The organism is Candidatus Accumulibacter contiguus, assembly GCF_012940005.1.
Taxonomy (GTDB): Bacteria; Pseudomonadota; Gammaproteobacteria; order Burkholderiales; family Rhodocyclaceae; genus Accumulibacter; species Accumulibacter contiguus.
The window spans coordinates 1-18343 of sequence record NZ_SPMX01000047.1; the positions used below are offsets into that span (position 1 = coordinate 1).

Sequence of the window (18343 nt, forward strand, 5' to 3'; positions counted from 1 at the left end):
CCGCGAGGTGGTTGCAGAGATGAAACTGCACCTCGAACCTGCATCGGTCGATGACCCGCAGGCTCCGGTGCGCGTCGCCTGGCGCTATTTCTCCAACCGACTCGACCAGTTGGACTACCCCCGCGCACTTGCGCTGAATCTGCCCGTCGGCTCTGGCGAGGTCGAGAGTTCTCATCGCTACCTCGTGCAGGCCCGCCTCAAGCGCCCAGGGGCTTGGTGGCGTGCGGACATGGCTCAAGCCATGATCAACCTGCGTGTCATGCGACATAACCAGCTGTGGGAAACCTATTGGGAAAAGCGCTGGGCGGAGCCTCTACGCAGAGCGGCTTAAAACCGAGACTCCCCGTCCAACACTTTCGTTCGCACCCGCGTTCTCGAAGACGCTGGCGGACAGTTTCAGTTGCTCCTCGGCCTCCTTGTGACGGGTGATGTCCTGGAGTACCTCGATCGCACCAATGATCTTGTTGCCATCGAAAAGCGGTTTTGCCTCGAAGGTCAGGTAACGTCGCTTGCCCATGAGGTCGTCGAACCAGCCCTCTGCCTTGTAGCCATCACTGGCAAATTCCGTTCTCTCATGCAGACTGTAGAAGCGCGAAGCATCCGCCAGCAGGTTGTCCAGTACCAGGTCGGCCAAGCAGGGCCTGGGCTCATCGTAGAAGCCCTTCCAGTGATCCTGCGTACCCAGGACATCGCCGGCGGCGATGCCGGTCAACAACTCGCACGGACCATTCCAGGCCACCACCACATGCCGGGTGTCGACCATGAATGCGGGCAGGCTCAGGGCATTCAGTATGCTGTTAGTCATTTTCATGTTCTCTCAATTCGGGGGGCACACTGCCCGTATCGTGCGAGCTTGCCGTGCCTGCGTCCCGGATATGACCTTGGCTTACTCCAAAGGTTCCTGCCTTCACAGCCCAGCATTCTAGCCAGGGCGGGGTGAGTGTGGGTAGGACCTGTCACATTCACTGGGTGGGCGCTCCCGGCTGGTACGCGTACATTCTGCCCCAACTGCGCGCAACCGTCCGTACGCCAGCGCACAGACCAGCGACGGAGCAATCGGTATCTTTCTCTGGCGCCCCGTAGCGGCCCTTTCCGGTCGAGATGGTGCGCAGTCGTGCGCCTGCTCATCCAGCCCTTCAATCTCCTCGGGCAAAAGGCCAATGACGAGGAAGGTACGGGCATCGGCCTGGTGGTGTGCAAGCGGCTGGTCGAATTGATGGGGGGGTCATCGGAGTGGAAAGCACCGTCGGCAAGGGTTGTGTGTTCTGGATCGAACTCGATCTGATCAGCGCCGCGCAGACTGCCGCGCAGGCGCTCGAGCCCGCGCCGCTGCTCCAGTCCGGATTCATTCGCTATCGCACCAAACCGATCAAGGTCAATGAGTTCATGGAGACCCTCGACGTGGCGCTCAAGTTTGCCCAGGCGGAGCTGGCCCACGCAGCACGAGAGGAACAGGCATGATCATCAGCCGCTCCGAGATTCTCGACGCCAGCATCCTGATCATCGACGATCAGCAGTCCAACGTGCTTCTCCTCGAGCAATTGCTGAGCGAGGCCGGCTACCGTCGTGTCGTGTCAACGATGAATCCGCACGAGGTCTGTGCGCTGCATCGCAAGCACCACTACGACCTGATCCTGCTCGACCTGCAGATGCCCGGCATGGATGGATTCCAGGTGATGGAAGGTCTCAAGACCAACGCGGCCGACGCCTACCTGCCGGTGCTGGTGATTACCGCCCAGCCGGGCCACAAGTTGCGCGCCCTGCAGGCCGGCGCCAAGGATTTCGTCAGCAAGCCCTTCGATCTGTTCGAAGTCCGCACCCGCATCCACAACCTGCTGGAAATGCGCCTGTTGTACAGGAAACTCGAGGACTACAACCAGGTGCTCGAACAGACGTTGCAGGAGCGTACTGCCGAGCTGCGTGAAAGCGAAGCGCGCTATCGCAGCCTGACCGAGCTGGCTTCAGACTGGTACTGGGAGCAGGACGAGAAGATGAACTTCACCAAGGTCTCCGGGCCGGCCCTCGAGATGCTCGGGATCCGCGTCGGCCCGCTGCTTGGGGATACCGCCGAGGTGCCGCCCGCCGGCTGGAACGAGGCCGAACGGGCGGTGCTGCAGGCGACCATTGCCGCCCGGCAGCCCTTCCTCGATTTTCTCTTCCACCGCGTCAATGCTGATGGCACGCAACAACAGTTTCGGGTGAGCGGCGAGCCGATGTTCAACCGCTCGTGCCGCTTCATCGGTTACCGGGGAATCGGCGTCGAAGTGATCCCAGGGAACTAGCATCCGCAGCCAGACGCCCACCGTGTCTACCCACCCTAGTCCGAGCCAGAACCATCTTCTCGCGGCGCTGCCGACAGCCGAGTTCGAACGTCTGGCGGCGCACCTGGAACTCGTGCCGATGCTGCTCGGCGACATGCTCTACGAACCCGGCGGGCAGTTGTCCTACGCCTATTTCCCGACCACGGCGATCGTTTCGCTGCACTACGTCATGGCGTCGGGCGCTTCGGCCGAATCCGCCGGAGTCGGCAACGAAGGGGTGGTCGGCATTTCGCTGTTCATGGGCGGCAACACCACGCCCAGTTCGGCGATGGTGCAGACGGCCGGTCATGCGTACCGCTTGGGCCGCTGCCTGTTGCAACAGGAATTCCAACGCGGCGAACTGCTGCAGCGCCTGTTGCTCCGCTACACGCAGGCGCTGATGACCGAGATGGCCCAGACTGCGGCGTGCAACCGGCACCACTCGGTCGAGCAGCAACTCTGCCGCTGGCTGCTGCTGACGCTCGATCGACTGCCGACCGAGGAACTGGTGATGACGCATGAACTGGTGGCCACACGGACTGACGCTGTCCGTCAGGCGCCCGGCTTTCGCCAGTGGGGTCGGGCCGGTCTCCTGCCTCTGCTCTCGATCGTGCTACGGTGCGCCGGTGATTCCGGCAGCCACCATTTCGTTCACTCACTCGCAGCAGGAGACATGATGACCAGGCGATTGCCTTGCTCGACGATCGTCGCGAACACCGGGTCAAGGTCAGCGTACGCGGGCAATGAGTGCCGCCCGACGCGCTCGCCCTCAGTCAGTCAGTCGCCGGCGGCATGCCGGCCGCCCCGCACCCGGCTGGACGCCGGCTTGGCTGGCCACCCAGCAGCCCCTCGTAATCGGCGAGCCGCTCGCCGATTACGATGCCCTGGTCGTCGATATGGAACAGACGCAACTCGTTGGTGTGCGCGCTCGCGCGCACTTTCACCACGGCCATCACTCGCCGCAGGCAACTGTCCACCTCGATGTAACGCTGCACGATGATCGCATCGGTCAGGAAGGCCGTGCCGTAGGGGCTGAAGCGCAGATCGTTGTAGCGGTCCTCCAGCTCCGAGGTCATCAGGACCGTGACGCCGGTGCTGGCCAGGGCCGACACCATGCGCGACAGCGACTCACGGAAATTGTCACGGAAGGTGGGCGCCAGGGCGAGTTCAAAGCCGGAGAGCGAATCGATGACGACACGCGTCGCCTTGATCCGGTGGATTTCGGTAATCAGCAGCATTGCAATCTCGTCGACCGATAGTGCCGCTGCGCGAGTGTCGACGACGCCGACCCGGCCGCTCTCGATCAGGTCGACCATGGCGCGGCCGCGCGAGTGGTTGGGCCGCTGTTCGAAAGCCGCGATCACCCCCGTCTCGCCGCCGCGCGCGCCCTCGGCCAGGAAGGCGGCCGCCAGGATGCTCTTGCCCGACCCCGACGGGCCGGCCACCAGCAAGGAGTAGCCGCGCGGCAGACCGCCGCCCATCATGTCATCCAGGCCGGGCACCCCCATCCGCAGGCGATCGCCGAAGGGCACCGCCGATGGTGGAGGAGCCGGCATGGCGAGTTGCGGCGGGGCGAAGACGTGAATTCCTGCCGAGCTGATGCGAAAGGTGTGCAGTCCCGGCATGGTGCACTGCCCGCGCATCTTCATGATCTCCATCTTGCGGACCATGGAGTTGCCCTGCACACTCTGGCGCAGCCAGAACAGCCCGTCGGTGACGGTGAGAATCGGGTTCTGATCGTTCTCGGTAAAGTATCCCCCGATCAGGAAGGTCGTGGCCTGCCAGCTCGTCATCAGTACGCCAAGATCCTGGACGAATTGTTGTAGGCCGACGAGCGACCTGCCTTCATCGCGACCGGCGAGGACCACCGACGTGAAAGAATCCACGAAGACCAGTCCCGGTTGGCGTTCCTCGACTTCCGCGACGATTCGCCGCAGCACCCTGGCGATGTCGCCCGAAACCGTGTCTTCTGCAAGGTTGATGAAGCGGACACTGCGGTTGAGCTTGTCGAGGTCGAAGAAGTCGAACTGCTGCTGGTAGCGGAACATTTTCAGCGGCGGCTCACCAATTGCCGTGAAGTAGAGTGCCGGGCGCTCGGGCGTTGCCAGCGCAAACATGATCTGGTGCGCCAGGGTGGACTTGCCGCATCCGGGCTGACCGGCGATGAGATTGAAGGAGAACTCGGGCAGGCCGCCCCCGAGTACTTCGTCGAGCCCCGGCACGCCGGTACGTAGCTTCTTGATCGCGATAGTCATGGCAAGTTGTCCTGCGCGGCATGGCCGCTTGAAGGGTTGTCGTACAGCGCCCGAGGCAGCCGTTGGGTGGGCAGAGAGAGCAAGCTCAGGTTGCCTTGCGTGCCGGCAGCAGGCGATCGTATTCCTTTCTGACGACGTCGTAGCACTCGCAACTGCGCCGTTCGAGCCCGGGACGGTCGAGTACCGTGATGCGCCCACGCCGGTAGTCGATCAGGCCGGCCTTTTGCAACTGGCCGGCTGCCTCGGTGACCCCTTCACGGCGAACGCCAAGCATGTTGGCCATGAGTTCCTGCGTCATCACCAGTTCGTTCGAAGCTAAGCGGTCCAGGCTCAACAACAGCCAGCGGCACAGTTGCTGATCCAGCGAATGGTGCCGGTTGCATGCCACCGTCTGCGCCATCTGGGTGATCAGGGCCTGCGTATAGCGCAGCAGGAGGTGCATCACGGAACCGGCGCGGTTGAACTCCAGGAGCAGCAGGTGCGCCTTCAGGCAGAATCCCCGGCCGGCGCTCTGCACCACCGCCCGGCTCGGCGTCGAGTCGCCCCCCATGAACAAGGAAACGCCGACGATGCCTTCGTGGCCGACAACCGAGATCTCGGCCGATGCGCCATCTTCCATCACCGACAGCAGCGAAATGATCGCCGTGGTCGGGAAATAGACGTGGCTCAGGCGTCTTCCGGACTCGTAAAGCACCTTGCCGAGCGGCAGGTCCACGGGTTCGAGCTGCGGCAGCCAGCGCGCCAGGTCGGCGTCCGGAAGTGCAGCAAGCAATTTGTTTTTCAGGGGGTCTTCCTGATGGTCGCCAGGCAAGGCCACGCTCCTCTCCCACGCGGTGGAACTGCGAAGCGCGAGTATACCGACTCTGGTGCAGGCGCGTGCAGTTCGGGTGCCTGTTCCACGAACGCCGCTTTCCAGCGGGCGGCCCCTGCGGCCTGATTCTTCACGCCCTTTGCCTGCTGCTCGTTGCTGCCGGTCAATTTGCCGAATTCTTCCCGACATACGATCTTGCGATGGATTGCCGGCCAGGAAGCGGAACGCAAACGCAAAAAATGGCCCGGAAACGGGGGGGTGCCGTTACCGGGCCATCACTACAAGCGCCTGACGTAGAGGAGGTCTGAGCCGCCAAGCACCCGATTACATTGTCTGCCGAATGTCCGACGGGATCTGTGCGCTAGCGAACATTGGCCAGGTTCTCCATCCGTCCGCGTCGATGCGACGACCCCACCTGCCGCAGATCTACTTGATTTGCGACTTGAAGTAACTGAATGAATGGATGAATGCGTCGCGTATCTTTTCCATTTCCGCGACCATTTTCTCCCACGAATCCTCACCCGCCGCCTTGAGTTCCTCGAGTTTGGCGACGGCCAAGTCGGACTGCTGGCGCAGCTTCGCCATCTCGGCCTCGTATTTCACCAGCGCCTCGGCCTTTGTTTCCTTGGTCCGCGCCTGCAATTCGTCGATCTTGGTGTTGAACTCGTCGAGTTGCAGTTTGATTTTCGCGGTGTACTCTTCTCTCGTTGACATATCCGTGCTCCTTGTTGTTGCAAAGTGGAAGACCTGGTTCGGGGGCGGCCGGAAGTTCGTCTCCTGCCTGGCGCCTTCTCCAGTCCACCCTCAGTATAGTCGGTGGCAAAGCCGGTCTCTGTTCGTTCGCGTACATAACGGGGAGGAGACTTCGCGACAGCTAAGCGCTCGTCAGGCATCCCGGGACGTGGACCTGGCCGGCGAGATATGTACGCAGGCGCACAGACACTTGCGGACCGTGACGAGGAGAATGCCTATTGAGTTCAACAAGCAGCGAAAAGCGCGCTGGCCGACGAACCCGTCAAGACCCGGTTTGAGCGCTTGCTTGATCGGGGAAGCCAAATACAACCTGGAAAGGATAATCGACATGCTCTACACAATCGCCGTCGTTCTCATCATCCTGTGGCTCGTGGGCCTGGTTTCTTCCTACACCATGGGTGGCTTCATTCATATTCTCCTGGTGATCGCCATCGTCTCGATCCTGGTCAACATCATCAGCGGACGGCGTTCCGGCTGACGCCAGCGTGACCATGCAGAAGGACACCCGGAAAATGAAAAAATCATGAGCACCAGCAGGTTCTTCCTGCTCTCCCTGGCTCTGGTCGCGAGCGCGACGGCTGTCTATGGCCTTGGCCGTCGCACCCGGCGTCTGGAGAAACGCCAGCTCGAAGAAGGTTTGCGTAACTGGGAGGACGAGGGCGGCAACCTGGCGCCGCCCTCCGATCAGGCCGTGCCGCCCGTCGCCGCTCCTCCGAGCGTTGGCCCGAATCCCTGACACCGGAATCGCGAGGACGCCTGTTCCAGCGCCGCTCAGCCGCCGGACTGGCATGTCGGCTTCGCATCTTCCGGCGCGGGTGCCAGTTCTGTTGCAGACCTGTTGCAGACAATCAATCCTCAACCGGCCGGCCCTTCGGCGTCGGACTGGTTCTTGTCAGGCGCACCAGCGCGCTGAGCAGCTTCTGAAGGCATTGCCTGGTTGGCTCGTCGGTCAGTCTGCCGGCTTCGTCAAAGCACTGCGCGGCATTGCCGATCATGACTTCCGGTTGATTGACCGTGGGCATGTTCAGCGTCACGAGGACTTGCCGAAGATTGAATTCAAGCACGCTGGCCGGGAGCGCCATTTCATCATCCTGGTCGAACACCGGAATGCCGTGGAGTTCGAACAGGCTCAGCAGCGCGCCTGCCGGCAGAAGTTCCTGCGCCGCTTTGAGTGCCAGGCGGTTGTAGGAGTCTTTGCGCAGACTTCCGACGATGCCAAGAATCCTTGTCTCGTTCATTGTTGCCTCCTCGGTTTCCGGGACTCCCCGTGACAGTCGTGAAGAGGATGGCATGTCGGAGGCGTCCGGCTCTGTGCGCCGGCGTACACAGGAGTCACCCGCGACCACCGCCGGCGGCCTTCTTCATGACTGCCACCGGCAAGGAAACGCCGAACTATTGGGCTACCGGCAGAATCAGCACCGCGCGCAAGCCACCCAACGGGGAATCTGCCAGTTCCACCCGCCCGCCATACAGGCGGGCCAGATCATCGACGATGGCCAGCCCAAGGCCTGAGCCCGGCACCTGCTCGTCCGCGCGAACCCCGCGCTGGATGACAGCTTCGCGCTGTTCGGCAGCGAGGCCAGTACCATCGTCGTCGATGAGGATGCGCAGGTTCCCGCCTTCGCAGCGCGCACTGATCTCGACCTGATGCGCAGCCCACTTGCAGGCGTTGTCGAGCAGGTTGCCAAGCATTTCCTGCAAGTCCTGCGGTTCGCCGCGAAAAGCCAGCGACGGCGACACCGGCATCACGGTCAGCGCCAGTTGTCGATCGGCATGGATGTGACGCATGGTCCGCACCAGTCCGTCGATGATCGGTGAGAGCGGTGTGCGGGTGCCGGGGATAAGCGCAGTGGCGGCCGCTTGCGCCCGGGCGAGGTGATAGTCGAGCTGCCTTCTGGCCGTACCGACCTGGTCGATCACCAGACGGGAAAGTGCGCTGTCTCTTGCGTCCGGAGCGAGGGCTGCGTTCGAGAGCACGGAGAGTGGTGTCTTCAGCGCATGTGCAAGGTTGCCCGCCTGCGTGCGTGCGCGCTCGACGACTTCGGCGTTCTGCACCAGAACGGCATTGAACTGATCGACCAGCGGCATGATCTCTGCCGGGAAGTCGCCATCGAGGTGCTGCATTTCGCCGCTTTGTACCTTGCCGAGCGCGGTATGCAGCTTGCGCAGGGGTGCCAATCCGATGAAGACCTGGACCAGCGCGGCGATCACCAAGCCGCCACCAAGCACTCCGAGCGCCAGCCACAGCGCGCCACTGAAGCGGCTGACGGGTTCAGTCATCAGACTTTCATCGGCCGCCGCGATCAGGCGGAAACTGCGGGACTTGCCATCGGGCGTGTCGTCGATGCGCACACTGCGCTCGACCATGCCGAGCATCTTGCCTTCCGGTCCGATGATCCGGTGCTGGTGGATTTCGCCGTCGGCTGGCGTGTCCGGCGGCGTCGCCAGCACGTGATCCCACAGCGAGCGAGAACGCAACACGCCGGTTTCTGGCGGCATGCCGTCATGGGTCTGGTCGATCTGCCAATAGCAGCCCGAGTAGGGCCGGCTCAGGCGCGGGTCGCTGAGGGGAAGCGCAAGGCTCGCGTGCCCTCTGCTGTCGAGGGTCAACTGAGCGGTGAGCTGGTCGAGATGAGTCTTCAGTTCGGCGTGGAACTGGGCTTCGACATGCTGTTGGAACAGGCTGCGCAGCCCCCAGCCGGCGACGATGATCGAGGCTGTGATCCAGACCAGGGTGCCGGCCAGTAGACGGATGCGCAGCGAACTGCGTGGTGCGACCATATTCATGGTGGCGCGGAAAGACGATAGCCAAGGCCGCGCACGGTTTCGATCAGCCCCGGTGGCAGCTTCTTCCGCAGCCGGGCGATGAATACCTCGATGGTGTTCGAGTCGCGGTCGAAGTCCTGCGCGTAAATGTGTCCGACCAGATCGCTGCGCGAGATGACTTCATCCCGATGGTGCATCAGATAGGCGAGCACCTTGTATTCATGGCTGGTCAGCGTGAGCGCCTGGCCATCGACGGTCGCCCTGCCATTGCAGGTGTCCAGGGTCAGTGGTCCGCAAGTCATCTCGGCACTGGCATGGCCACCGGCACGACGGATCAGCGCTCGCAGCCGGGCCAGCAACTCTTCCATGTGGAAGGGTTTTGTCAGGTAATCGTCGGCACCCGCGTCAATGCCGGCCACTTTCTCGTGCCAGCCGTCGCGCGCGGTGAGGATCAACACCGGCATCGTGCGGCCAGCGGCACGCCACTTGCGCAGCACGGTGATGCCGTCCATCTGCGGCAGTCCCAGGTCGAGAATCACCGCATCGTAGGACTCGGCATCGCCCAGGTAGTGGGCATCGATGCCGTTGGCGGCGGTATCCACCGCATAGCCTGCCGCGCTCAGCCCCTTGGCCAGTTGCGCCTGCAGCGTCGGCTCGTCTTCAACAATCAGGATGCGCATCAGTTTCCCTCTCCGCCGTGGCGAGTCTTTTGCTGGTCCCGTTTGTGCTCGCCCGGCCCTCTTTTTCCAATGACGGTTCCGTCGCGCGCGTCGACCTTGAGTTTAACGAGGGAACCACCGCTGCGCAGAACCTTGAGCTTGTAGACCCAGCGTTCCTGGCTGTTCTCGCGTTCGCGTTCCAGCTCGACATCGACCACCTGGCCGGGATACTCACGGTCGACCCGCTCAAGAATGGTGCGCAACGGCAGTACTTCACCCGCCTCAAGCGCCTGCCGGGCCCGGTCGTGATCGTCGCTGGCGACCGCAGCCCCGCACCCCAAGGCAAGGGACGCCGCGCACATTGCAGCAAACACCTCGCATTTCCAGTGGCTTGAGAACTGCTTCATCACGGTCACGGCGACCCCCGGATTGCCTTGGCTTGTCAGACTTTCTTATAGCCCGGTACAGGTGAACGCAGGATGAACGGCAGGTTCAGTCTGCGTTCAGTTGTCCGCTGGCATAGTAGCTCCCATACCGCCCCGACCGAGGAGAAACACATGCACCGCAACGTCGCCGCGCTCCTGCTTGCAGCCAGCCTGGCCCTGATGTTTCCCGGCGCCGGCATCGCCGGCCCGCGCGAGGAGCAACTGGACAAGTATGCCGGCGCCGCCAGGGCGGCAAGCCCGGCCTTCGCCGGATTCTCTGCCGCCCGTGGCAAAACGCTGCACACGCAGGCCTTCGCCGGCGGCAAGCCGGATACGCCGGCCTGCACTTCCTGCCACGGTAACGATACGCGCGGCGCCAGCCGTAACCCCGCTGGCAAGAGCATCGAGGCGATGGCGCTGTCGGCTTCGCCGTCACGTTACAACGACCCGGCGAAAGTCGAGAAGTGGTTCAAGCGCAACTGCAACGAAGTCCTTGGCCGCGAATGTACGCCGCTGGAAAAGGGCGACTGGCTGACCTTCATGATCGGCCAGTAAGCGCGCAAGTCTTCAAGGAGCAGAACATGAACATCCCCTATCGCCCGCTGACCCTCGGCCTGCTCGCCATCGCCTTCTCCGCTCTCGTGCTCGGCCGCGCACAGGCCGGCGGCAGCCACTATTTCCCGCCCGTCGTCGACCCGGTGGTGAAGGAGGAATGCGGCAGTTGCCACATCGCTTTTGCCCCCTCCATGCTGCCGGCCAGTTCATGGAAGCGCATGATGGACGACCTCAAGAACCACTTCGGTGCCGATGCCACGATCGATCCCGCCATGGCGGCAAGAGTTACCGATTACCTGGCCAACAACGCTGGCGATAGCGGTGGCCGGCGCTACAGCGACAAGCTGTTACGCGGTGTGTCGACCATCAGTGCGCCGCTGCGCATCACTGACCTGCCGAAGTGGGTGAAGGAACACCGCAAGGTGCCGGACCGGGAATGGAAACACCCGAGGGTGCGCAGCAAGGCCAACTGCGCTGGCTGCCATGCCGATGCCGAGCGCGGCTACTACGACGAATGAATGACATGTTGCATGAACACCGGATGAACCGATCCTTCAGGGCGCAACTGGAGGTACCTTCAACGTCTTCGAGCGAATCGCCATGAAAACCCTACTCGCCAGTCTGCTCACCGTGGTCGCCGCCGTCTGGGGCTGGGATGTGTTGACCACCACCTTTCCCGCCAGCGCGCATCCACTATGGATCACCCGCCAGGAAGCGCTCTATCTGAGCGGCCTGCTGTCGATTTCCCTGATGTCGCTGAGCATGCTGTTGGCGACCCGGCCGGCCTGGTTGGAAGCCCCTCTGGGCGGCATGGATCGGGTCTACCGCACGCACAAGTGGGCCGGCATCCTGGCCATCTCCTTTGCCGCGATGCACTGGCTGATCGAGTTGTCGGGTGACATCCTCAAAACGGCAGTCGGTCGCGAGGGCCGCCTGCCGAAGGAAAAATTCGTCGGCTTGCTCGAAATCCTGCGCGATCTGGCCAAAGACATGGGCGAATGGGCGATCTATGCGCTGCTGGCAATGCTGGTGATCACGCTGTGGAAAAAGTTCCCCTATCGCGCCTGGCGTTTCCTGCACCGTGCCATGCCGGTGCTTTACCTGATGCTCGCCTTCCATGCCGCGCTGCTCGCGCCCAGAGATTACTGGGCACAGCCGGCGGGCTGGCTGCTCGCCACGCTGCTGGTGGTGGGCGTGTATGGGGCAATTCATTCGCTGCTTGGCGGCATCGGCCGTGGCCGCATCGCTGTTGGCAAGGTCGTTGCCGTCGAACATCCGGCGCACGACATTACCACGGTTATCTGTCGCCTTGATCGCGGCTGGCACGGGCATCGTCCGGGGCAGTTTGCCTTCGTCACCTTCGACGACAAGGAAGGTGCGCACCCCTTCACCATCGCCAGCGCCGATCATGGCGATCGCGTCATCAGCTTCCAGATCAAGGCGCTGGGCGACTACACCCACAGCCTCGCCGTGCGTCTTCATCCGGGACAGGCGGTACGCGTGGAAGGCCCGTATGGTCGCTTCGATGTCGCCCGCTGCAACCCACAGGTCAGGCAGATCTGGATCGCTGGTGGCATTGGCATCACGCCCTTCCTCGCCTGGCTGGAGTCGCTGCAGGCCGATCCCGATGCGGCGCCCGCGGCCGACCTGCACTACTGCACCCGCGATCAGGTGAGCGATGCTTTTGTGCCGCGTCTCGAAAGCCTCTGCGCAAAGCTGCCCCGCGTTCATCTTCATATTCACGGCGCACGGCAGGGAGCGACCTTGCAGGCGGCCGTGCTGGGCGAAGCAAGAAATGCGGAAATCTGGTTCTGCGGTCCGCGCGGGCTGGCCGATTCCTTGCGCAATGGCTTACGCGCCATGGGCGAGCCAGGGCGCTTCCATCAGGAGGCCTTCGAGATGCGCTGACGCGGGAGCTCTCTCTAAGAGTACGGACCATATTTCGATGATCCGGGGTTCAAGCCTATCGAGCACTGAGCCATTTGCCAAAGGCTGGTCAGCGAACCACCCGGCAAGCCGATGCTGATCGCCAGGCAATCCGCGTCAGCGCGCGCGGCGGCAGGCTGCAGCGACCTATCAGGGCGCTTCGTCGCCGTGCTTGCCGCTTGCGGCGCGGTCGCGCCGGCCGACTTTTCGCCTGGCGTACAGATTCATCAAGGGTGTCACGGAGATGCCATGGATGACGATCGAAACGGCTACCGTCGTCAGGGTGAGCGTGATCGCCTGGTCGACGACGGGGCCGGACAGGCCGTGGTTGAGGGCGAACATCAGATAGTAGATCGAGCCGATGCCTCGGATGCCGAACCAGGAGATCAGAAGGCGCTGATCGCGAGACACCGCTGCGCCGAGCAAGCCCAACCACACTGATAGCGGGCGCAGTACGCCGAACAGCAGCAGCAGGAAGCCGAGCGTGGCCCACTCGACGCGAACATAGGGCAGCATCGCGCCAACCACCAGAACAATGACCAGTTCGGCGATACGCTCCAGTTGCTCGTTGAAGCCGCGGACCGCCTGCCGCATGTAGGCACCGGCCAGGTCAGGATGGGTGGCCACGGCAAGATGCGCCGGCTTGTCCTGCAAGCCGGCAGGCCCTTCCTTCGGAGAGCCCTGCGAGCGACTATCCTCCTTGACCCGTTGCAGGGCCAGACCGGCGGCAAACACTGCCAGAAACCCGAGAGCGTGGGCAAGCTGCGCGACACCGTAGGCCAAGGCGACGAGACCGAGGGCGAGGAACTCGTCCAATCCGACGGCTTCCTGGTGATGGGTGCGCAGGTAGACCACCAGTTTGCCGATCATCGTGCCGAGCAGAGCGCCGATGCCAAGTCCGCCCGCCAGCCCCCAGAGGACATCGATCACCAGCCATCGCCAGCCAGCGGCGCCGAGATCGTGCAGACCGAGCAGACCGAGGCCGAGAAAGACAAACGGGAAAGCGGCGCCATCGTTCAGCCCCCCCTCGCCGGTCAGGCTGAAGCGCAGCAGGTCACGGTCACCGGGCTCGTCGACCTGGACGTCAGACGCCAGCACCGGGTCGGTCGGCGCCAGAATGCCCCCGAGCAGGACGGCGGCGCCGAGCGGTAGTCCCATGAGAAAGAAGGCGACCGCGGCGATCAGCCCGACCGTCAGCGCCATCGACGCAAATGCCAGGCGGAACGGCAAGCGCCACTGCCGGCTGGAAAGCGGCAGACCCAGTTTCAAGCCGACTGAAAAAAGGGAGATCAACAACGCGACTTCGGCAACGCGTTCGAGAATGTCGGGCACTTGTCGCGGGTCTGGCGTCAGCAGCCCCCAACCGGCAGCGCCCAGGCCGAAGCCGGCCGCCAGATAGAGCATCGAAGCGCTCACCGGCAGGCGCTTCAGCAACGAACCGGCGAGGGCCATGGTGATCAGCAACGCGCCGATGACCAGCGCCCAGAGGGGAAAAGTCATCGCCCTGGCAGCGCTACCGTCTGCCCCGCTCCACCTACGACGCCGCACCGAGGACGAGGACGGCGTTCGTTCCCCCGAACGCGAACGAGTTCGACAGCATCGTCCGCACGGCGGGGGTTTCGCGGGCCGCATTCGGCACATAGTCGAGGTCGCACTCCGGATCCGGCGCCTGCAGGTGCATCGTCGGCAAGACCACCGCGCTCTCCATGGCCAGCAGCGACAGCACGCATTCGAGCGCACCGGCTGCGCCCAACAGGTGTCCGTGCAGCGCCTTCGTCGCACTGATCGGAATACGGCCTGCGCACTTGCCGAACACCGCCTTGATCGCCGCCGTCTCGATCGCATCGTTGGCTTGCGTACCGGTGCCATGCGCGTTGATGGCGTCGACCGCCGAGGGTGCGATCGCAGCCGCTCGCAGCGCCGCGTGCATCGCCGCCGCCTGTCCCTCGACGCTTGGACGCGTGATGTGACTGACATCCGTCGACAGCCCGTAACCGAGAATCTCGCCATGGATCGAGGCGCCGCGCGCGACGGCGCGCTCCCACGGCTCGAGCACGAGCATCGCCGCGCCCTCACCGAGCACCATGCCGCTGCGGTTCTTCGAAAACGGCTTGCACGATGCGGACGGATCGATCGCATCGATGGCGGCCAGCGTGTGCAGTGCCTCCCAGGCCTTCAAGGAGCCGAACGAAAGCGGCGCTTCGGCGCCGCCGGCGATCGCCACCTCCAGGTCACCGCCGGCGACGCGCCGCCAGGCCTCGCCGATGGCCACCGCCGACGACGAGCAGGCGGTCGAATACGTCAGATTCGGGCCACGCAGATCGTGCTCGATGCCGATCCATGCGGCGGGCGCGTTGTGCATGCCCATCAGCACGGTGAACGGCTTGATGCGGTCCGAGTCGTCGCCGTAGAGTGTCTTGTAGCCGTCGTCGCTGGTCTGCGAGCCGCCCATCCCGGTACCGACAAAAACGCCGGCCCGGCTGCGGTCAAGCTGACTCAGCGTAGTCAGCGCTGGATGCGGCCGCCGTCACCGCAGTCGGCGCCAGCGCGGCGATGGTCCCGGCATTGACGGCGCAGCGCGTCTTGTCGCCCCAGTGCGCGCCCAGCGTCAGCAGCCCTGGCCAGTTGCGTGCCAGTTCCATCAGCAAGGCGGCGGAGGCTGGCCGCATTGCGAGGTGGGCGAAGACCGCGGCCAGACGCAGTCGCCGCTCGAACTGGCTGCGCCACGCCGCTGCATAACGGCGGGCGACGTCGTCTTGCCAGGCCTTGCCGGAGAGCTGGTCGCGCCGCTGGTCAGCGAGCAACTGCGCACACAGGAGCCAGGCGGATTGCAGCGCCATGCTCATGCCCTCGCCGATGATCGGATGCGCCTCGCCGGCCGCATTGCCGATGCGGAACAGCCGGTCGTCAGCACGCAAGCGGACCCCCGGATCAAGCGGCCCGGCCGCCAGCCAGGGACCTGCACGCGAGGCGGCCTGCAGCGCCCGGCGAACGCCGCGGCAGTCGCGCCGGAGCAGCGCTTCGACGGCGTCGCCGGCACGCAGCGCGGACGACGCCTGTCGACAGGCTTCGAGACGGTCGCGTCGTATACAGCAGGCGATGGTGGTCAAGCCGCCATCCGCGACGACCATGCCGCCATAACCTCCGGCGAACGACAGCACGGGCAGGAGGCCCTCGTCCAGCGACGCATCGCGGAAGTTGGCCTTGAAGGCGAGCAGGTCGGAGGCCCGGCGAGCCGGGCGCCGACGCTGACGATCGAGTGGCAGCGCCTCCCACGAGCCGTACGCAGCAATTGCCACCGGCGCGCGCAAGCTCACCGCCGCGCGCGTCTCCAGCGCCTTGACGGCGCAGCGCCAGTCGCCGGCGACGCCTTCGATCGCCAGCGCGGACCAGGGCTGCAGCACATACGCCCCGGCTGCCCGCGCCCTTTCGAGCAGCAGGGTATCGAGGGTCTCGCGGCCGAGCGCCCTGCCCCATGGGTATTCCGGATGCGGCGTTGCCGGCAGATCGGCAACGATCGTGCGCTCGCCGGACATCAGTGCGACCCGGCGCAGTTCCGGGCCGGCGCTGGCCGCGAACGCCGGCCCGACGCCGAGGGCGGCGAGCAGCGGCAGGTTGCTCGCGGCGAGGCATTCGCCGCAGACCTTGCGGCGCGGAAAGCGCTGCTTTTCCACCAGCACTACCGACCAACCGGCACGCGCCAGCAGGATCGCTGCCGAAGAGCCGGCCGGACCCGCGCCGACGACGATTGCATCGAAGTCGGTGCGCATCAGGTCACCGCGGCGCGCTCAGCGCGAAAGCAGTGGCTGAAAAGGCCGGCAGGATACTCCTGCAGGCGCCATTCGGCAGAGCGGCTCGGCCACAACGCGCTCAGATCCCTCCCCTTGAAGCCGGCATGGACGCTGAGCACTGCGTCTGCGCGCGTTACCGCATTGACGCCGAGCGCGCCGAGGAGATGACTACCGGCAAGGGCGACCCAGGCACGCCGCGGCTCGCAGGCAAACAGGCGATCGCTGCGCGCAGCGATGGCGCGGAGCAGCCCAGCGAGGTCCGCATCCGCGAAATGGTGCAGAAAGAGCTTGGCGACGATCAGGACAGGTAGCCGGTACAGGTGCTGACGATCACCGCACCGAGACCAGTCGGAGTTCTCGAAGGCTGCCAGGCACTCCGCCTTGGTGTAGCGAGCTGCCGGCGTCGCCGTGCCGATGCCTTGGAAATACATCTCTAACGGGCGTCCATCGGGAACAGAAGATTTCCGCAAAAGGGCAGGTGGGACAGCCAAGCCTCGCCTTCAGGAGTCTGCTGATTCATGATGATCTCTCCCGCGTGTGGATGGAACCTGGGATCGCACATGCGATAGCTTGTGCCAACGCATCGCGCACCCTGCAGCCCGCTGGCCGACGCGATTCAAGCCGTCACTGCGGGCAGGCAGCCATCATGACCGAGGCGCGCACGGGTGTATGTGCGCCAGCGAACGGAAGATCGGCCGACGGCATGATGCGTACTCGCCGACGGCGTGCCAGCACTTTCTCCGCTACTCGGCGGGCGCCTCCCGATCGAAGCGGTAATCGCTCGCCGCATACAATTGCCATCCGCCATCACCCGTCAGTTCCAGGACCTGCGGGTGGTATTTCAGGATGGAGGGACGGTGGCCGACGCTGATCAGCGTCGTGCCGCTGCCTGCCAACTGCCGATAGAGACTGTTCTCGTTGGCGATATCGAGGGCGCTGGTCGCTTCGTCGAGAATGGCGTAGCGGGGTGCGGAGAGGAGCACGCGGGCGAAAGCGATGCGTTGTTGTTCGCCCACCGAGAGGACCTTGGCCCAATCGAGCTCGGCATCCAGGCCATCGAAGCGGGCGGCAAGGTCAGGCAGATTGACCTTCTCCAGCAAGCGCAGCAGTTCCTCGTCGGCGATCTCCTGCTCGCGCAGCGGATACAACAACTGGCTGCGCAGGCTACCCAGCAGCATGTAGGGGCGTTGCGGCAGGAACAGCATTTCCTTGGCCTCCGGCTGAATGATGCGGCCACTGCCCGAACGCCACAGACCGGCAATGGCGCGCAACAACGAGCTTTTTCCGCAACCGCTGGCGCCGACGATCAGCACCCCCTCGCCCGGATCGATCACCAGCGAAAGATCCTTGATCAGCGTTCGCGCATGATTGGGGGTTTCGACGGTAAGGTTTTCGATGGCCAGCCGGGAATCCTGGACGAAGACAATGCCATCCTCGGCCTTGGCGCGATCGGCATCCTTGCCGGCGACGAAGCCGGCGAAGCCGTGCAGACGATCGATCCCGGCGGCAAACTTGCTGAAGGCCTCGAAGTTACTGATGATCACTGTCAGCGCCGTCAGGATCGCCGCAAAAGCGCCGGTGGCCTGGATTGCCCGGCCAACCTCGAGTTCCCCCGAAATCACCCGGCCGGCAATGATCGCGCTGGGCAGGATGATGGTGACGAAGCGATAGCCATACTGAAACAGGTTCAGATTCAGCTGCGCCCTGATGAGTTTGGAACGCCCACGAAATAACTTCCCGGTTTTATGCTGTTGAATTTGGCAGGATGGTGTAATTCCATGGGGGCAGTAGTGCATCGGCGACGATGCGCAGGGATGCCTTGAGATCAAGCGCCGCTTTCCGTCCGGTTTCGTAGACGCGATCGATAATATCGACGGTGACCTGAAGTCCAGTTCGAGTCTGGGTACGCTCGATCAGTTGTTTGACCAGAGGCACGCTTTCAAATACGACGCCTTCGCAAGCGCGCGTGACATGGGGGAAGACGCGGTGCTCAATCGGATTGTGCTTGGAGCAATACGGCGGGAAGTGGGCGATCCGAATTTCCAGCTTGAGCCGATTGGCAAGCGCTTGCAAGTCCTGCTGAAACAACGGCGAGCGTGAGG

19 protein-coding genes and 4 pseudogenes are annotated in these 18343 nt (G+C 63.9%); 9 read left to right on the plus strand and 14 right to left on the minus strand.

What is annotated here, in order from left to right:
- Positions 1 to 331 (plus strand): annotated as a pseudogene (locus tag E4Q08_RS15690) (hypothetical protein); the annotation flags it as partial.
- On the opposite strand, the gene E4Q08_RS15695 reads toward E4Q08_RS15690, so the two are convergent.
- Positions 314 to 805 (minus strand): transcriptional regulator, encoded by a 492-nt coding sequence (locus E4Q08_RS15695; RefSeq protein ID WP_169071080.1) that lies wholly within the window; start codon positions 803 to 805, stop codon positions 314 to 316. The pseudogene E4Q08_RS15690 and the gene E4Q08_RS15695 overlap by 18 nt on opposite strands.
- A gap of 318 nt (positions 806 to 1123) precedes the next feature.
- On the opposite strand from E4Q08_RS15695, the pseudogene E4Q08_RS25805 reads away from it, so the two are divergent.
- The 3 genes and pseudogenes from E4Q08_RS25805 to E4Q08_RS24920 all read left to right on the plus strand — a co-directional run.
- Positions 1124 to 1461, plus strand: a pseudogene (locus E4Q08_RS25805) (ATP-binding protein); the annotation flags it as partial.
- Positions 1458 to 2282: a response regulator gene (locus E4Q08_RS15705; RefSeq protein WP_169071081.1), complete on the plus strand. Its 825-nt coding sequence runs from the start codon at positions 1458 to 1460 to the stop codon at positions 2280 to 2282. The pseudogene E4Q08_RS25805 and the gene E4Q08_RS15705, both read left to right, overlap by 4 nt.
- A 22-nt stretch (positions 2283 to 2304) precedes the next feature.
- Positions 2305 to 2859 (plus strand): annotated as a pseudogene (locus tag E4Q08_RS24920) (Crp/Fnr family transcriptional regulator); the annotation flags it as partial.
- A gap of 214 nt (positions 2860 to 3073) precedes the next feature.
- Here the strand turns inward: E4Q08_RS24920 and E4Q08_RS15715 are convergent.
- From E4Q08_RS15715 to E4Q08_RS15725, 3 genes are all read right to left on the minus strand, one after another.
- The gene (locus E4Q08_RS15715) at positions 3074 to 4555 is read right to left on the minus strand and encodes an ATPase domain-containing protein (protein ID WP_169071083.1); all 1482 of its coding nucleotides are present in this window, start codon (positions 4553 to 4555) and stop codon (positions 3074 to 3076) included.
- 85 nt (positions 4556 to 4640) lie between these two features.
- Entirely contained in the window at positions 4641 to 5372 is a 732-nt protein-coding gene (locus E4Q08_RS15720) for a Crp/Fnr family transcriptional regulator (RefSeq protein WP_308240152.1), read from the minus strand.
- A gap of 420 nt (positions 5373 to 5792) precedes the next feature.
- Complete coding sequence (locus E4Q08_RS15725; RefSeq protein ID WP_034916107.1) at positions 5793 to 6080, minus strand: sll1863 family stress response protein; 288 nt, start codon at positions 6078 to 6080, stop codon at positions 5793 to 5795.
- 367 nt (positions 6081 to 6447) lie between these two features.
- On the opposite strand from E4Q08_RS15725, the gene E4Q08_RS15730 reads away from it, so the two are divergent.
- Together E4Q08_RS15730 and E4Q08_RS15735 are read left to right on the plus strand one after the other, a co-directional pair.
- Entirely contained in the window at positions 6448 to 6597 is a 150-nt protein-coding gene (locus E4Q08_RS15730) for a lmo0937 family membrane protein (protein WP_169071085.1), read from the plus strand.
- 45 nt (positions 6598 to 6642) lie between these two features.
- A complete protein-coding gene (locus E4Q08_RS15735) occupies positions 6643 to 6855 on the plus strand; it encodes a hypothetical protein (RefSeq protein WP_169071086.1) in 213 nt (70 codons plus the stop codon).
- Positions 6856 to 6967: 112 nt separating this feature from the next.
- Here the strand turns inward: E4Q08_RS15735 and E4Q08_RS15740 are convergent, their stop codons facing one another.
- The 4 genes from E4Q08_RS15740 to E4Q08_RS15755 form a co-directional block, all read right to left on the minus strand.
- Entirely contained in the window at positions 6968 to 7357 is a 390-nt protein-coding gene (locus E4Q08_RS15740) for an NADPH-dependent FMN reductase (protein ID WP_169071087.1), read from the minus strand.
- Between the two features lie 154 nt (positions 7358 to 7511).
- Positions 7512 to 8906 (minus strand): ATP-binding protein, encoded by a 1395-nt coding sequence (locus E4Q08_RS15745; protein ID WP_169071088.1) that lies wholly within the window; start codon positions 8904 to 8906, stop codon positions 7512 to 7514.
- Positions 8903 to 9565 carry a response regulator transcription factor gene (locus E4Q08_RS15750; RefSeq protein ID WP_034916097.1) on the minus strand — a complete coding sequence of 221 codons (663 nt, stop codon included), beginning with the start codon at positions 9563 to 9565 and terminating at the stop codon, positions 8903 to 8905. Before E4Q08_RS15750 ends, E4Q08_RS15745 begins: the two co-directional genes overlap by 4 nt.
- Positions 9565 to 9951: a PepSY domain-containing protein gene (locus tag E4Q08_RS15755; RefSeq protein ID WP_169071094.1), complete on the minus strand. Its 387-nt coding sequence runs from the start codon at positions 9949 to 9951 to the stop codon at positions 9565 to 9567. Before E4Q08_RS15755 ends, E4Q08_RS15750 begins: the two co-directional genes overlap by 1 nt.
- A gap of 150 nt (positions 9952 to 10101) precedes the next feature.
- On the opposite strand from E4Q08_RS15755, the gene E4Q08_RS15760 reads away from it, so the two are divergent.
- The 3 genes from E4Q08_RS15760 (at position 10102) to E4Q08_RS15770 (ending at position 12432) form a co-directional block, all read left to right on the plus strand.
- Complete coding sequence (locus E4Q08_RS15760; RefSeq protein ID WP_169071089.1) at positions 10102 to 10524, plus strand: DUF1924 domain-containing protein; 423 nt, start codon at positions 10102 to 10104, stop codon at positions 10522 to 10524.
- A gap of 26 nt (positions 10525 to 10550) precedes the next feature.
- A complete protein-coding gene (locus tag E4Q08_RS15765) occupies positions 10551 to 11042 on the plus strand; it encodes a diheme cytochrome c (protein WP_034916093.1) in 492 nt (163 codons plus the stop codon).
- 82 nt (positions 11043 to 11124) lie between these two features.
- On the plus strand, positions 11125 to 12432 hold the full coding sequence (locus E4Q08_RS15770; RefSeq protein ID WP_169071090.1) for a ferredoxin reductase family protein: 1308 nt from the start codon (positions 11125 to 11127) through the stop codon (positions 12430 to 12432).
- A 168-nt stretch (positions 12433 to 12600) separates the two neighbouring features.
- Here E4Q08_RS15770 and E4Q08_RS15775 read toward each other — a convergent pair whose 3' ends face one another.
- From E4Q08_RS15775 to E4Q08_RS15800, 6 genes and pseudogenes are all read right to left on the minus strand, one after another.
- Positions 12601 to 13950 carry a cation:proton antiporter gene (locus E4Q08_RS15775; protein WP_169071091.1) on the minus strand — a complete coding sequence of 450 codons (1350 nt, stop codon included), beginning with the start codon at positions 13948 to 13950 and terminating at the stop codon, positions 12601 to 12603.
- Positions 13951 to 13984: 34 nt separating this feature from the next.
- Positions 13985 to 14902, minus strand: a complete 918-nt coding sequence (locus E4Q08_RS15780; RefSeq protein ID WP_169071092.1) for a beta-ketoacyl-[acyl-carrier-protein] synthase family protein — start codon at positions 14900 to 14902, stop codon at positions 13985 to 13987.
- 34 nt (positions 14903 to 14936) lie between these two features.
- Positions 14937 to 16220 (minus strand): NAD(P)/FAD-dependent oxidoreductase, encoded by a 1284-nt coding sequence (locus E4Q08_RS15785; RefSeq protein ID WP_169071093.1) that lies wholly within the window; start codon positions 16218 to 16220, stop codon positions 14937 to 14939.
- Positions 16220 to 16672, minus strand: coding sequence for a class I SAM-dependent methyltransferase (locus E4Q08_RS15790; protein ID WP_169071078.1), 453 nt, complete (start codon positions 16670 to 16672; stop codon positions 16220 to 16222). The genes E4Q08_RS15785 and E4Q08_RS15790 overlap by 1 nt, the downstream gene beginning before the upstream one ends.
- A gap of 312 nt (positions 16673 to 16984) precedes the next feature.
- Positions 16985 to 17974 (minus strand): annotated as a pseudogene (locus tag E4Q08_RS15795) (ABC transporter ATP-binding protein/permease); the annotation flags it as partial.
- 10 nt (positions 17975 to 17984) lie between these two features.
- Positions 17985 to 18343, minus strand: a 359-nt coding sequence (locus E4Q08_RS15800) for an ISAzo13-like element transposase-related protein (protein WP_443984456.1), incomplete at its 5' end; no start/stop codon positions are given.